The organism is Streptomyces sp. NPDC002499 (assembly GCF_053595415.1).
Window position 1 is genome coordinate 466,837 of sequence record NZ_JBSFXO010000006.1, and the last position, 13,175, is coordinate 480,011.

The following is a 13,175-nucleotide window of genomic DNA, read 5'->3' on the forward strand; positions in this document are numbered from 1 at the left end:
ACGACTAATTACGCTCAGGTCATGTCCCGAGACCTGTCTCCCGACCCGTCCGTCGGCCTGGCCGCGCGCGTGCCGCAGCTGCTGGCGGCGATGCGGTCCGTCGGGAGCGGTCTCGAACTGCACTCCACGCTCGACCGCATCTGCGCGACCGCGGCGGCCCTGACCGGTGCCCGGTACGCGGCCATCGGTGTCGTGGACGGGGAGCGCGCGGGGCTCACCGACTTCGTCTGGTACGGCGTCGACGAGGCGACCGCCCGCCGGATCGGCCGGCCGCCCGACGGGCGGAAGGGCCTGCTGGGGGCGCTCATCCAGGAGCCGGAACCGGATCCGGTGCGGCTCACGGAGCTGACGACGGATCCGCGCTGCTGCGGCTTTCCCGAGCACCATCCGTCGATGCACGCCTTCCTGGGCCTGCCCATCCGCGTCCAGGGCGAGATCTTCGGCAACCTCTATCTGGCCGAGAAGTCGGACGGGGAGCCGTTCGACGACGGCGACCTCGACCTGGTGCGGGTGCTGGCCACGGAGGCCGGTATCGCCATCGGCAATGCCCGGCTGTACGAGGCCGCCCAGCAGCGGGAGCGCTGGATCGACGGCTCGGTCGCCGTCACCACGGCCCTGCTCTCCGGCGGCGACACGGAGGACGCGCTCCAGGTCGTCGCGGAGCAGGCCCGTCGGCTGTCCGGGGCCGCGGCCGGGATCGTGCTGCTGCCCGCCGACGAGGGCGGCCTGGAGATCGTCGCCGTGGCCTCCGAGAAGCCGTCGGGCCAACTCGGCCGGGTCATCCCGCCCGAGAGCGAGGTCGTCGCCGAACTCCTCGCCGGGCGGCCCGTGTTCGTGGCGGACGCCGGCACCGACCCGCGCATCCTGTCGTCGCTCGCGCGCGCCTACGGGCCGATCATGATGCTGCCGCTGCAGAGCGACGGCCGGGTGCTGGGCAGCCTCGTCATGCCCCGGGCGCGTGGCGAGCAGCCGTTCACGGAGAGCGAGCGCGTCCTCGGCGCCCAGTTCGCCGCGCAGGCCGCGCTCGCGCTGAAGATGGCCGACGCGCAGCGCGACCGGGAGCGGCTGGCGGTCTACGAGGACCGCGACCGTATCGCCCGTGACCTGCACGATCTCGTCATCCAGCGGCTGTTCGCGACGGGCATGATGCTGGAGAGCGCCCAGCGCGGGGCGGTCGTGCCCGAGGTGCGGGACGGTGTCGGCAAGGCCGTCGGTGAACTCGACGTCACCATCCAGGAGATCCGCACCGCGATCTTCGCGCTCCAACAGGGCCCCGCCGAGGCGCCGTCGGGGTTGCGCACGCGGGTGCTGCGCGAGATCAACATGGCGGCGGTGCCGCTCGGCTTCCGGCCCGCGCACCGCTTCGTCGGCCCGGTCGACACCGTCGTGGGCGACCTGACCGGCAAGAACATCGTCGCCGCCCTGCGCGAGGCCCTCTCCAACGCGTTCCGGCATGCCGGGGCCTCCCGGATCGACGTCGTGGTCGACGCGACGGCGACGCTGCCGGACGGGCGTCCCGGCGTGCGGCTGACGGTCGCGGACGACGGCGTCGGTATCCCCGAGGGCGGTCGCCGCAGCGGCCTGAAGAACCTCAAGCGCCGGGCCGAGTCCCTCGGTGGCGACAGCCGCCACGGGCCGGGCATCGGCGAGAACGGCGGCGGCACGACGGTGGTGTGGCAGGCGCCGTACTGACTCCGGCGCGAGACGGTCGCACGGATTCCCGTCACCCCTCCCCGGACGCCCGTCAGTGACCCGTCCGCAGCAACCTGTCCCCCAGGCGTACGACTTGAACAGGCCAGGTACCCGAGGTTCGGGTCACGATCGCTGACATGGGCTCACCTCGCCGTCCCCCCTTGTTCGTTCCGGCTCTGCTGTGCGCGTTGGCGGTGCTGGCGGCGCGGGCCACGGCTGCCGACGGCGGATCGGGCGACGGCGCGTCCGGCGCCGGAGCGAGCGCCGGTGACATGAGCGTCGGTGAGCAGGTGGCCCGGCTCTACGAGGACGCGGCGCTGGCCACACGGCAGTACGAGGCGGGCCGGCAGCAGGCGGAGGTGCAGCGGGCGCGGGCGCAGCGGGCCGAGGAACTGCTGGACCGGGAACGGCGGGAGATCGCCGTACTGCACGAGGACCTGGGCCGGATCGCGCGCGCCCAGTACCGCGACGGCGGGGGTCTGCCGATGGCCGCGCAGATCGTCCTGGCGAGCAGCGCGGACGAGCTGATGCGCGGTCAGCACGTCTTCTCGCAGGTGAACCTGGCCGTCGGCAACGCGCTCGACAAGAGCCGCCGTGCCGAGGCCCGGCTCGCCGCCGACCGGACGAAGGCGGCGACTGCCTGGCGGTCGCTGGAGCGGCGCAGCACCGAACTCGCCGCCGTGAAGAACACCATCCAGGGCAAACTCGACGAGGCCCGGGGGCAGTTGCAGGGCCAGGCGGACGTCTCGGTCGCGGCGGGCGCCTGCCGGGGCGCGGTCCGGCTCGACCAGCCCCGGACGCAGGTGACGGGCGCGTGGGTGACACCCGTGGAGAGCTACGAACTGTCCGCGGGCTTCGGCAGCGGTGGCGCCCGCTGGGCCAACCGGCACACCGGGCAGGACTTCGCGGTACCGATCGGGACGCCGGTGCGCGCGGCCGGCGCCGGGCGGGTGGTGAAGGTGTCGTGCGGGGGAGCCTTCGGGATCGAGATCGTGATCGGACACCCGGGCGGCTACTACACGCAGTACGCCCATCTCGCCGCCGTCGCCGTCGACCAGGGCGAACGCGTGGCCGCCGGCCAGTGGATCGGCCAGTCGGGCACGTCCGGCAACTCCACCGGCCCGCACCTGCACTTCGAGGTCCGCGTCACCCCGGAACTGGGCTCGGCGGTGGACCCGGTGCCGTGGCTGGCGGCACGGGGCGTGCCCGTCGGCTGACCGGCGGGGCGCCTACGGCAGACGCTCCAGCAGCTCCTCGATGACGACCGCCACGCCGTCCTCGTTGTTGGCGACCGTCCGCCCCGAGGCGGCGGCGACGACGTCCGGGTGGGCGTTGCCCATGGCGTACGACCGGCCGGCCCAGGTGAGCATCTCCACGTCGTTGGGCATGTCGCCGAAGGCGACGACCTCCTCGTGCGAGATCCCGCGCTCGGCGCAGCACAGGGCGAGCGTGCTGGCCTTGGAGACGTCCGGGCCGCTGATCTCCAGCAGGGCGCTGGGGCTGGAGCGGGTGACGTTGGCGCGGTCGCCGATGGCGAGCCGGGACAGCGTGAGGAAGGCGTCCGGGTCGAGGGTCGGGTGGTACGCGAGGATCTTCAGCACCGGCTCCCCGGCCCCCGGCGCGTCCGGCGCCAGGAGTCGCTCGGCGGGCGCGAGGGTGTCCGGGGTCTCCATGTGCAGCTTGGGATAGTCGGGCTCCTGGTAGAAGCCGTACGTCTGCTCGACCGCGTACACCGTGCCCGGCGCCGCGTCCCGCAGCAGTCGTACGGCGTCCAGCGCGTTGTCCCGTGCCAGCTCCCGCACCTTCACGAACCGGTGGGCGCCGGGGCCGCCGTGCAGGTCGACCACGGCGGCGCCGTTGCCGCAGATCGCCAGGCCGTGGCCGTGCACGTGTTCGCTGACGACGTCCATCCAGCGGGCCGGGCGGCCGGTGACGAAGAAGACCTCGATGCCCGCCTCCTCGGCGGCGGCGAGGGCGGCGACCGTGCGCGGGGAGACCGATTTGTCGTCCCGCAGCAGGGTGCCGTCGAGATCGGTGGCTATGAGCCGCGGTGGGGCGGCGGATGCCGGGGTCTCGGGCTGTCGAGTCGCTGAGGTCACCGGCCCATTCTCCCGCATATGCGCGCACGCCCGTGCGCCGGAGTGCACAGATGAGACATAGATGACCCTCAGCCCAGGTCAGCCCAGCTGGGCCGTCGCCTCCATGGCGATCTGCTCGAAGACCTTCTCGTCGGCGGCGAAGTCGGAGTCGGGGATCGGCCAGTGGATCACGATCTCGGTGAAGCCGAGGTCCCGGTGGCGGCCCGCGAAGTCGACGAACGCGTCGAGGGAGGCCAGCGGGCGGGCGCGGTCCGGGGTGAAGCCGGTGAGCAGGATCTTGTCCAGCTCGTCCGCGTCCCGGCCGAGCTCCGCGCAGGCGTCGGTGAGCTTGTCGAGCTGGCCGCGCAGGGCCCGCACCGACTGCTCCGGCGTGCCCTCCTCGTACAGCTTGGGGTCGCCGGTGGTCACCCACGCCTGGCCGTACCGGGCGGCGAGCCGCAGTCCGCGCGGGCCGGTCGCGGCGACCGCGAAGGGCAGCCGGGGGCGCTGCACGCACCCGGGGATGTCGCGCGCCTCGTGCGCCGAGTAGAAGTCGCCCTCGTACGAGACCGAGTCCTCGGTGAGCAGGCGGTCCAGGAGCGGTACGAACTCGGCGAGCCGGTTGGCGCGCTCGCGCGGGGTCCAGGGTTCCTGGCCGAGCGCGGTGGCGTCGAAGCCGGTGCCGCCGGCGCCGATGCCGAGGGTGATCCGGCCGCCGGAGATGTCGTCGAGGGAGATCAGCTCCTTGGCGAGGGTCACCGGGTGCCGGAAGTTCGGCGAGGTGACCAGCGTGCCGAGGCGCACCCGCTCGGTCACGGCCGCGGCGGCGGTCAGTGTCGGCACGGCCCCGAACCACGGGCCGTCGCGGAAGGTGCGCCAGGACAGGTGGTCGTAGGTGTAGGCGGTGTGGAAGCCGAGCTGCTCGGCCCGCTGCCAGGTCGCACGCCCGCCCTCGTGCCAGCGGAGGTACGGGAGGATCACGGTGCTCAGACGCAGACTCATGCGATCGAGCCTACGGGTCCGCACCGACAACGGACGAAACGGTCACCGGCCGCGGCACACGTACACGCACACGCACCCGTGCCCGGGGTGAGCGGCAGGCCTCAGCGTGCCTCGGGAGACCGCAGGCCTCAGTGCCCCTCGGGAAACCGCAGGTACTCCGCCGGCACCGCCTTCGTCAGCCACACCCCGTTCGCGCTGACCTGGAACTCGTGGCCGTCTCGGTGCATCGCGGCGGTGTCGACGGAGAGCACCACCGGGCGGCCGCGGCGGGCGCCGACGCGGGTGGCCGTCTCGCGGTCGGGCGAGAGGTGCACGTCGTGCCGGTTCATGGGCCGCAGGCCCTCGGCGCGGATCGCGTCCAGGTTGGCGGCCACGGTCCCGTGGTAGAGGTACGGCGGCGGGGTCGCCGTGGGCAGTCCGAGGTCGACCTCGACGCTGTGGCCCTGGCTGGCGCGGATCCGGGTGCCGTCGACGGCGAAGCGCTGCTTGTCGTTGGCGGCGACCACGTGGTCCAGCTCGTCCCGGGTGAACCGGAATCCGTGCGCGGCGGCTGCGGCGATCAGTACGTCGATCTCGACCCAGCCGGCCTCGTCGAGGGTCAGCCCGATCCGCTCCGGCTGATGCCGCAGGTGCTTCGAGAGGTACTTCGACACCTTCACGGTGCGTCGCTCGTCTTTGTCTCGTTCTTTGGGTCTTTCTTCCATCCGGTCAGCATGACGGGCGAGACGTGCGTCACGCATTTTCTTTTGGAGTGAGGTTTGGTCCACAACCAACTGTAGTTATCCACAGGCTATTTGGCGGTTCTGTGGACAACTTCCGTCCCTGTCACACCCCTTCGTCAAGATCAGCTGGGGGAAGGCCCTTTGGCATGAGCGCATCCAACCCCCTTGCCCGCACCTCCCGTTCAGCCGCCAACGCGATGAACTCACCCACCCGCTCCACCCCAACCAGCTCCTCCACCGCCCGAATTGTCCCCTCGGGCAACACCACGGAGCGTGACGCGCCACGGGACTCGACACCCGTCTCCTCCGCACCACCGTCCCCCAACTGCCGCCGCAGCTGCCGCACCGCCAACAGCCGCATCGCCCGCGCCAGTTCGGCGTCCACCGTCTGCTGCGCCAGTGGTCGCAGCCGCCGCACCAGCGAGGCCGCCTCGGCCGCGTCCGCGTCGCTGGCCAGGTGCGTTCCGTGCAGGTAACGCGCGAAGACGTGCTCGGTCGTGAACTCCAGGAACCTGGCGGCGATGTGCTCGACCTGACCCCTCAACTCCCGCAGATGACCCGCGATCGCGGACAACGGCACGCCCGCCTCGTACAACTCCACCGCCACCGCCAGCTCTTGGGGGCTCGGCACGAGGAACGAGTCCGTGTCCCCCGGCACCGGCTCCAGCACCCCCAGCTCGACCGCGTCCGCGACCGCCGCGTCGTCCGGCGACCCGCCGAACCGCTCGTCGAGTTCGGCCCGCGAGATCCGTACCGCCTCCTCGTCCGTCCACGGCCCGTCGACCTCGGCGACCAGACCCAGCACGCCACCGAGGCCCCGGCCGGCGTCCCACGCGGCCAGCAACTCCTTGATGGAGGCGAGGGTGTAGCCGCGGTCGAGCAGGTCGGCGATCTGGCGCAGCCGGACGAGATGGGCGTCGGAGTAGAGGTTGGCCCGCCCGCGCCGCTCGGGGCGGGGGAGCAGGCCGCGGTCCTGGTAGGCGCGGATGGTGCGGACGGTGGCGCCGCTGACGTGCGCGAGGTCCTCTATGCGATAGCCGGCCGGGGCGTTCACGCCACCGACCTCGCCGCCGGTGACCTGCGCAGATACTCCACCGCCCGGCTCATCGAACCCTCCTGGGAGGGGTGGTAGGAGCGCCGCAGATAGCGGGGGATCGCCGCGCCGAGGTCCCGCCACGCGGGCAACAGGCCTTTGCGTACGGCTCGTTCGTGCGCGACGAGGGAGTAGCGCAGTCGGCCCGCGAGCTTCGGGTCGTGGCGGATCAGGTAGGCCGATCCCCACAGCCACATGTAGAGCATCACGGGCGCGGTGACGGCCATGCCCGCGACGCGGAAGGCGTAGCGGGGCGCGCCGGTGCCGGCGCAGTGCTGGAACATGTCGAAGGCGACCGCGCGGTGTTCGACCTCCTCGGCGCCGTGCCAGCGCAGCAGGTCGAGCATGACCTCGTCGGCGCCGGCCGCGTCCAGGGCGTCGGCGGCCAGGATCCAGTCGCCGAGCACCGCGGTGAACTGCTCGATCGCCGCGACCACCGAGAGCCGGAAGCGCAGCCATTCGCGCCGGGGGATCGGGATGCCGAGCGGCGGGCGTTCGCCGAGCAGCCGCTCGAAGAGGAAGTCGACGTACTTGGTGAAGTCCTCGGTGTCGAGGTGCTGCGCGGCCAGGTGGTCGAGGACGTGCGAGTGCTGGACGCTGTGCGTGGCCTCCTGGCCCATGAACCCCTTGACGTCCACGAGCAGTTCGGGGTCCTTGACGCGTGGCAGGCCTTCCTTGAAGACCTGCACGAACCACCGCTCCCCCGCCGGCAGCAGCAGATGCAGCACGTTGATGACGTGGGTCGCGGTCGGCTCGCGCGGGATCCAGTGCAGGGGTGTGCGCGACCAGTCGAAGGACACCCGGCGCGGCGCGATCCGCCCGCTCACAGCGGCGACCCCGGCTGCGAGACCCACACGCTCCGCCCGCTCACAGCGGCGGCTCCATCCGCGCGATCGCCCGCAGCGCACCCGGCGCGAACCGGCCGAGGAGCCGGGCGCCGCGCGCCTCCGGGGTGACCGGCACGACCGCCTCGTTGCGCACGACCGCCCGCAGGATCGCGTCGGCGACCTTCTCCGGCGGGTAGTTGCGCAGCCCGTACAGCCGCGCCGACCTCTTCTGCCGCCGCTTCTCCTCGTCGGCGTCGACCCCGGCGAAGCGCGCTGTGGAGGTGATGTTGGTGTTGACGAAGCCGGGGCAGATGGCGCTCACCCCGATGCCCTGCCCGGCGAGTTCGGCGCGCAGGCACTCGCTGAGCATCAGCACGGCCGCCTTGGAGGTGCTGTAGGCGGGCAGCGCCTTGGAGGGCTGATAGGCCGCCGCCGAGGCGGTGTTGACGATGTGGCCGCCCTGGCCGCGCTCGGCCATCTGCTTCCCGAAGAGCCGGCAGCCGTGGATGACGCCCCACAGGTTGACGTCGAGGACCTTCTTCCAGTCCTCGGGGCTGGTGTCGAAGAAGGAGCCGGACAGACCGATCCCGGCGTTGTTCACCAGCACGTCCACCACCCCGTACTCGGCGGCGACCTTCGCGGCGAGTTTCTCCATGGCCTGCTCGTCGGAGACATCGGTGGCCTCGGCCCAGGCCCGGGGGGCGCCGAGCAGCCGGGACAGCTCGGCGGTGCGCTCCGCGGCCTCCTGGTCACGGTCGACGGCGATCACGCGCGCGCCGGACTCGGCGAACGCGAACGCCGTCGCCCGCCCGATGCCGCTGCCCGCGCCGGTGACCAGGACGAGCTGCCCGCCGAAGCGCTCGGCGTACTTGCCGTCGGCCTTCGTCTGCGTCCTGCCGTCCGCCGTGCTCTCCGTGGTCGTCACGAACTCTCCGATCCAGGCGGCCAGTTGGTCGGGCCGGGTGCGCGGGATCCAGTGCTTGGCCGGGATCGTGCGCCGGGTCAACCGCGGGGCCCACTCCTCCAGTTCGTCGTAGAGCCGCTCGGACAGGAACGCGTCCCCGAGGGGCGTGATGAGCTGCACGGGCGCGTGCGCGTAGGCGTCGGCGCGGGGCCTGCGCAGCCGGGCGCGGACGTTGTCCCGGTACAGCCACGCCCCGTGGGCCGCGTCCTGGGGCAGCGAGGAGGTCGGGTAGGCGCCGCGGGGCACCTTCTCGACGCGCTCCAGGATGCGCGGCCAGCGCTTGCCGAGGGGGCCGCGCCAGGCCAGTTCGGGCAGCACGGGCGTGTGCAGCAGGTACACGTACCAGGACTTGGCGCCCTGGCCCAGGAGCTGGCCGACCCGGCGCGGGGTGGGCTTGCGCAGGCGTTTGTTGATCCAGTGCCCGAAGTGGTCGAGGGAGGGTCCGGACATCGAGGTGAAGGAGGCGATGCGGCCCTCGGTGCGTCCGACGGTGACGAACTCCCAGGACTGCACCGAGCCCCAGTCGTGCCCCACCAGATGCACCGGCTCGTCCGGGCTGACCGCGTCGATCACCGCGAGGAAGTCGTCCGTGAGCTTCTCCAGGGTGAAGCCCCCGCGCAGCGGTTGCGGCGCGCTGGAGCGGCCGTGGCCGCGGACGTCGTAGAGGACGACGTGGAAGCGGTCGGCGAGCCGGGCGGCGACCTCGGACCACACCTCCTTGCTGTCCGGGTAGCCGTGCACCAGGACCACCGTCGGCCGCCCGGGGTCCCCCAGCTCGGCGACGCACAGTTCGACGTCACCGGTCAGCACGCGGCGCTCGCGGGCGCCCTGGAGCACCTCCGCCTGGCCGCGGTCCGCCGCTGTGCCCTTCTTCCCGGACTTCTCAGTCTTCCCGGGTTCCCTCGCCACCGTCACTTCTCCTCCGCCCAGCGCCGCACATGCGGCAGATCGTCGTCCAGCCAGAAGGCGCTCTCCTCGGGATCGCTCGAGTCGGTGACCACGAGGATCTCCTCGAACTTGGCGCCCGTGCCCCGGAAACCGAGGTGGGGTTCGACCGCCCACAGGCCCGGCTGCGGGGGGTGGTCGGAGAAGCGGTACGGCGACCACAGCGGGGACCAGCCGTCCCGGTGGCCGTGCAGCGCGTCGCTCGCCAGGCCCTTGAGGGACTGGGTGCCGAACCCGAACAGGTGGGGCGAGAAGCGGCGCGGCTTGACCTGGTCGACCTTGTGGGCGATCACGCCGAAGGGGTAGGCGCGGTGCCGGTTGGCGTAGCCCTGGCGGACCATGAGGCGGTCCACGTCCTCGTAGATCGTGCGCAGCGGGCGCCTCTCGCGGACCTCGCGCAGGATCAGCTCGCGGTGCGCCTCCAGGTCGGCCATGAGCCGGTCCTGCACCGGGTTCACACCGAGGGAGCCCGAGTAGCCGATGTCGGCCGTGTAGCCCTCGTAGACCGGGGCCATGTCGAGGATGAAGGGCATGCCGGGCGCAAGGCGGCGGTCGGTGGGGAAGAACTGGAGCGGGACGCGGAAGTTCACGAACGCCGTGCGGTCCCCGAACCAGGCGAAGGGGAGGTGGAACCAGTCCCGCACTCCCCGGGCGCGCAGCCAGTCGCGCTGCATCCGCGCGGCCTGCCGCTCCGACACGCCCGGCTCCAGGCGGGCCGCGACCGCCTCCGCGCACTCGTACGCGAGCTGCTGGACCTGCCTGAACCCCCGCAATCGCGTGGAGAGTTCGCTCGTCACCGCCGTCGTCATGCCGACCCCGCCCCACCGTCTCCATCGACTGCGCTACGTGTCCGTAACTTGACACCAGCGAATGTGACAGTAGTTAGAGGCTGCGTCAATAGGCGGGCTCCGGGCTGTGGACAACCCCGCGTTGTGGATAACTCTGCGTAGCTCTCAGGTAGGGGTATCCCCTAAGGATCCGTACATCTGGAGTGTGAGACGAAGACAGCTCTTCGGTCTGACGACCGACGTGGTCCGCGTCACTACCTTCTTAAACGTGACTGTGATCGCGACCGAAAGCCTGAGCAAGCGGTTCCCCAGGGTGACCGCGCTTGACCGGCTGTCCGTCGACGTCGGGCCCGGTGTGACCGGGCTCGTCGGCGCGAACGGAGCCGGCAAGTCCACGTTGATCAAGATCCTTCTGGGTCTGTCCCCCGCCACCGAGGGCCGTGCCGAAGTGCTCGGCCTCGACGTCGCGACCAAGGGAGCCGCCATCCGCGAGCGGGTCGGCTACATGCCGGAGCACGACTGCCTGCCGCCGGACGTGTCGGCGACCGAGTTCGTCGTGCACATGGCCCGCATGTCCGGCCTGCCGCCGGCCGCGGCGCGTGAGCGCACCGCGGACACGCTGCGCCACGTCGGCCTGTACGAGGAGCGATACCGCCCCATCGGCGGCTACTCCACCGGCATGAAGCAGCGCGTGAAGCTGGCCCAGGCCCTGGTCCACGACCCGCAGCTGGTCTTCCTCGACGAGCCGACCAACGGCCTCGACCCGGTCGGCCGCGACGAGATGCTCGGCCTCATCCGCCGTATCCACACCGACTTCGGCATCTCGGTCCTGGTCACCTCCCACCTGCTTGGCGAGCTGGAGCGCACCTGCGACCACGTGATCGTGGTCGACGGCGGCAAGCTCCTGCGCTCCAGTTCCACCACGGACTTCACCCAGATCACCACCACCCTCGCCGTCGAGGTCACCGACTCCGACACGCACCCGGACGGCACGCGCGTGGTGCGCGAGGCGCTCCACGCGCGCGGGGTCGAGGTCCTCGACGGCACCAACGGCCTGCCCGGCGCCGGCCACATCCTGCTGCTGACCGCGCAGGGCGAGGAGACGTACGACGTGGTCCGCGACATCGTCGCCGACCTCGGACTCGGCCTGGTGCGCATGGAGCAGCGCCGGCACCACATCTCCGAGGTCTTCACGAACGAGGCCGACGAGGCAGAGCAGCGGAAGGAGGCGGTCGGCCATGGCAGTTGAGCAGCCCCTCCAGACATCCGTACCGGCCCCGGGTGACCAGACCCGCATCCACAACATCGGGTACCGCAACTACGACGGCCCCCGCCTGGGCCGTTCCTACGCCACCCGCTCGCTGTACTCGCAGTCCCTGCGCGGCTCCTACGGCCTCGGCCGTTCGGTGAAGTCCAAGGTGCTGCCGATGCTGCTCTTCGTGGTGATGTGCGTGCCCGCGGCCATCATGGTCGCCGTCGCGGTCGCCACGAAGGCCAAGGACCTCCCGGTCGACTACACGCGCTACGCGATCATCATGCAGGCCGTCATCAGCCTGTACGTCGCCTCCCAGGCGCCCCAGTCCGTCTCGCGCGACCTGCGCTTCAAGACCGTGCCGCTGTACTTCTCGCGGCCGATCGAGACCGCCGACTACGTGCGCGCCAAATACGCGGCGCTGGCCTCCGCGATGTTCATCCTGACCGCGGCCCCGCTGCTCGTCCTCTATGTGGGCGCCCTGCTGGCCAAACTCGACTTCGCCGACCAGACCAAGGGGTTCGCCCAGGGGCTCGTCTCCGTGGCCCTCCTCTCGGTGCTCTTCGCCGGCATCGGCCTGGTCATCGCCTCGATCACCCCGCGGCGCGGCTTCGGCATCGCGGCCGTCATCGCCGTGATGACGATCTCCTACGGCGCGGTCTCCACGCTCCAGGCGATCGCCGAGACGCAGGACAGCACCGGCGCCATCCCGTGGATGGGCCTCTTCTCGCCCGTCACGCTCATCGACGGCGTGCAATCGGCCTTCCTGGGCGCGGAGTCGGCCTTCCCCGGCGCCGTCGGACCCAGCAACGGTGAGGGCGTGGTCTACGTCCTCGTCCTCCTGGGCCTGATCGCCGCGTGCTACGGCCTCCTGATGCGCCGCTACCGAAAGGTCGGACTGTGACCACGCTCTCCATCGACCACGTCTCCCGCTGGTTCGGCAACGTGGTCGCCGTCAACGACGTCACCATGACCATCGGTCCCGGCGTCACCGGCCTGCTCGGCCCCAACGGCGCCGGCAAGTCCACCCTGATCAACATGATGGGCGGCTTCCTGGCCCCCTCCACCGGCACCGTCACCCTCGACGGCGAGCAGGTCTGGCGCAACGAACAGATCTACAAGCACATCGGCATCGTCCCCGAGCGCGAGGCGATGTACGACTTCCTCACCGGCCGCGAATTCGTCGTCGCCAACGCCGAGTTGCACGGCCTCGGCGCCAAGGCCGCCCAGAAGGCCCTGGCCACGGTCGAGATGGAGTACGCGCAGGACCGCAAGATCTCGACGTACTCCAAGGGCATGCGCCAGCGCGTGAAGATGGCGAGCGCCCTGGTGCACAACCCCTCGCTCCTCCTGCTCGACGAGCCCTTCAACGGCATGGACCCGCGCCAGCGCATGCAACTGATGGACCTGCTGCGGAAGATGGGCGACGAGGGCCGCACGGTGCTCTTCTCGTCCCACATCCTCGAAGAGGTCGAGCAGCTCGCCTGGCACATCGAGGTCGTCGTCGCCGGACGACACGCGGCCAGCGGCGACTTCCGCAAGATCCGCCGCCTGATGACCGACCGCCCGCACCGCTACCTGGTGCGCTCCAGCGACGACCGCGCCCTCGCGGCCGCCCTGATCGCCGACCCGTCGACCGCCGGCATCGAAGTCGACCTGGCCGAGGGCGCGTTGCGCATCCAGGCCGTCGACTTCGGCCGGTTCACGGCCCTGCTGCCCAAGGTGGCCAGGGACCACGGCATCCGGCTGCTCACGGTCTCGCCGTCGGACGAGTCCCTCGAGTCCGTCTTCTCGTATCTCGTCGCGGCGTAG

Annotated in this window: 12 protein-coding genes; 5 read left to right on the forward strand and 7 right to left on the reverse strand. The window is 71.5% G+C overall.

The features are described 5' to 3' along the window. The first annotated feature begins 21 nt into the window (after positions 1-21). Both ACWD5F_RS19275 and ACWD5F_RS19280 read left to right on the forward strand, forming a co-directional pair. Positions 22-1,692 carry a sensor histidine kinase gene (locus ACWD5F_RS19275; RefSeq protein ID WP_451255740.1) on the forward strand — a complete coding sequence of 557 codons (1,671 nt, stop codon included), beginning with the start codon at positions 22-24 and terminating at the stop codon, positions 1,690-1,692. Positions 1,693-1,829: 137 nt separating this feature from the next. Next, positions 1,830-2,909 (forward strand): peptidoglycan DD-metalloendopeptidase family protein, encoded by a 1,080-nt coding sequence (locus tag ACWD5F_RS19280; RefSeq protein WP_451255742.1) that lies wholly within the window; start codon positions 1,830-1,832, stop codon positions 2,907-2,909. 12 nt (positions 2,910-2,921) lie between these two features. Here the strand turns inward: ACWD5F_RS19280 and ACWD5F_RS19285 are convergent, their stop codons facing one another. The 7 genes from ACWD5F_RS19285 to ACWD5F_RS19315 all read right to left on the reverse strand — a co-directional run bounded on the left by ACWD5F_RS19285 (position 2,922) and on the right by ACWD5F_RS19315 (position 10,132). After that, complete coding sequence (locus ACWD5F_RS19285; protein ID WP_401720086.1) at positions 2,922-3,809, reverse strand: HAD hydrolase family protein; 888 nt, start codon at positions 3,807-3,809, stop codon at positions 2,922-2,924. 60 nt (positions 3,810-3,869) lie between these two features. Beyond that, positions 3,870-4,772, reverse strand: a complete 903-nt coding sequence (locus ACWD5F_RS19290; RefSeq protein WP_451255744.1) for an LLM class flavin-dependent oxidoreductase — start codon at positions 4,770-4,772, stop codon at positions 3,870-3,872. Positions 4,773-4,900: 128 nt separating this feature from the next. Further along, on the reverse strand, positions 4,901-5,476 hold the full coding sequence (locus ACWD5F_RS19295) for an RNA 2'-phosphotransferase (protein WP_451255746.1): 576 nt from the start codon (positions 5,474-5,476) through the stop codon (positions 4,901-4,903). 121 nt (positions 5,477-5,597) lie between these two features. Further along, positions 5,598-6,548: a MerR family transcriptional regulator gene (locus ACWD5F_RS19300; protein ID WP_451255748.1), complete on the reverse strand. Its 951-nt coding sequence runs from the start codon at positions 6,546-6,548 to the stop codon at positions 5,598-5,600. Beyond that, entirely contained in the window at positions 6,545-7,441 is an 897-nt protein-coding gene (locus ACWD5F_RS19305) for a metal-dependent hydrolase (protein WP_451255750.1), read from the reverse strand. Before ACWD5F_RS19305 ends, ACWD5F_RS19300 begins: the two co-directional genes overlap by 4 nt. 13 nt (positions 7,442-7,454) lie before the next feature. Further along, a complete protein-coding gene (locus ACWD5F_RS19310; protein WP_451255985.1) occupies positions 7,455-9,215 on the reverse strand; it encodes an SDR family oxidoreductase in 1,761 nt (586 codons plus the stop codon). A gap of 74 nt (positions 9,216-9,289) precedes the next feature. Continuing rightward, entirely contained in the window at positions 9,290-10,132 is an 843-nt protein-coding gene (locus ACWD5F_RS19315) for a M24 family metallopeptidase (RefSeq protein ID WP_451255752.1), read from the reverse strand. Positions 10,133-10,385: 253 nt separating this feature from the next. On the opposite strand from ACWD5F_RS19315, the gene ACWD5F_RS19320 reads away from it, so the two are divergent. Genes ACWD5F_RS19320 through ACWD5F_RS19330 form a run of 3 tightly spaced genes read left to right on the forward strand, consistent with a single transcriptional unit; the run spans position 10,386 to position 13,175 of the window. Continuing rightward, positions 10,386-11,360 (forward strand): ABC transporter ATP-binding protein, encoded by a 975-nt coding sequence (locus ACWD5F_RS19320; protein ID WP_451255987.1) that lies wholly within the window; start codon positions 10,386-10,388, stop codon positions 11,358-11,360. Beyond that, complete coding sequence (locus ACWD5F_RS19325) at positions 11,350-12,267, forward strand: ABC transporter permease (RefSeq protein WP_123999031.1); 918 nt, start codon at positions 11,350-11,352, stop codon at positions 12,265-12,267. The genes ACWD5F_RS19320 and ACWD5F_RS19325 overlap by 11 nt, the downstream gene beginning before the upstream one ends. Then, positions 12,264-13,175 carry an ABC transporter ATP-binding protein gene (locus tag ACWD5F_RS19330; protein ID WP_401720071.1) on the forward strand — a complete coding sequence of 304 codons (912 nt, stop codon included), beginning with the start codon at positions 12,264-12,266 and terminating at the stop codon, positions 13,173-13,175. The genes ACWD5F_RS19325 and ACWD5F_RS19330 overlap by 4 nt, the downstream gene beginning before the upstream one ends.

Coding starts and splice junctions, on each gene's coding strand:
- ACWD5F_RS19295 (WP_451255746.1), bottom strand. CDS start 5,476: ATGGAAGAAAGACCCAAAGAACGAGACAAAGACGAGCGACGCACCGTG.
- ACWD5F_RS19315 (WP_451255752.1), bottom strand. CDS start 10,132: ATGACGACGGCGGTGACGAGCGAACTCTCCACGCGATTGCGGGGGTTC.
- ACWD5F_RS19325 (WP_123999031.1), top strand. CDS start 11,350: ATGGCAGTTGAGCAGCCCCTCCAGACATCCGTACCGGCCCCGGGTGAC.
- ACWD5F_RS19285 (WP_401720086.1), bottom strand. CDS start 3,809: ATGCGGGAGAATGGGCCGGTGACCTCAGCGACTCGACAGCCCGAGACC.
- ACWD5F_RS19280 (WP_451255742.1), top strand. CDS start 1,830: ATGGGCTCACCTCGCCGTCCCCCCTTGTTCGTTCCGGCTCTGCTGTGC.
- ACWD5F_RS19275 (WP_451255740.1), top strand. CDS start 22: ATGTCCCGAGACCTGTCTCCCGACCCGTCCGTCGGCCTGGCCGCGCGC.
- ACWD5F_RS19290 (WP_451255744.1), bottom strand. CDS start 4,772: ATGAGTCTGCGTCTGAGCACCGTGATCCTCCCGTACCTCCGCTGGCAC.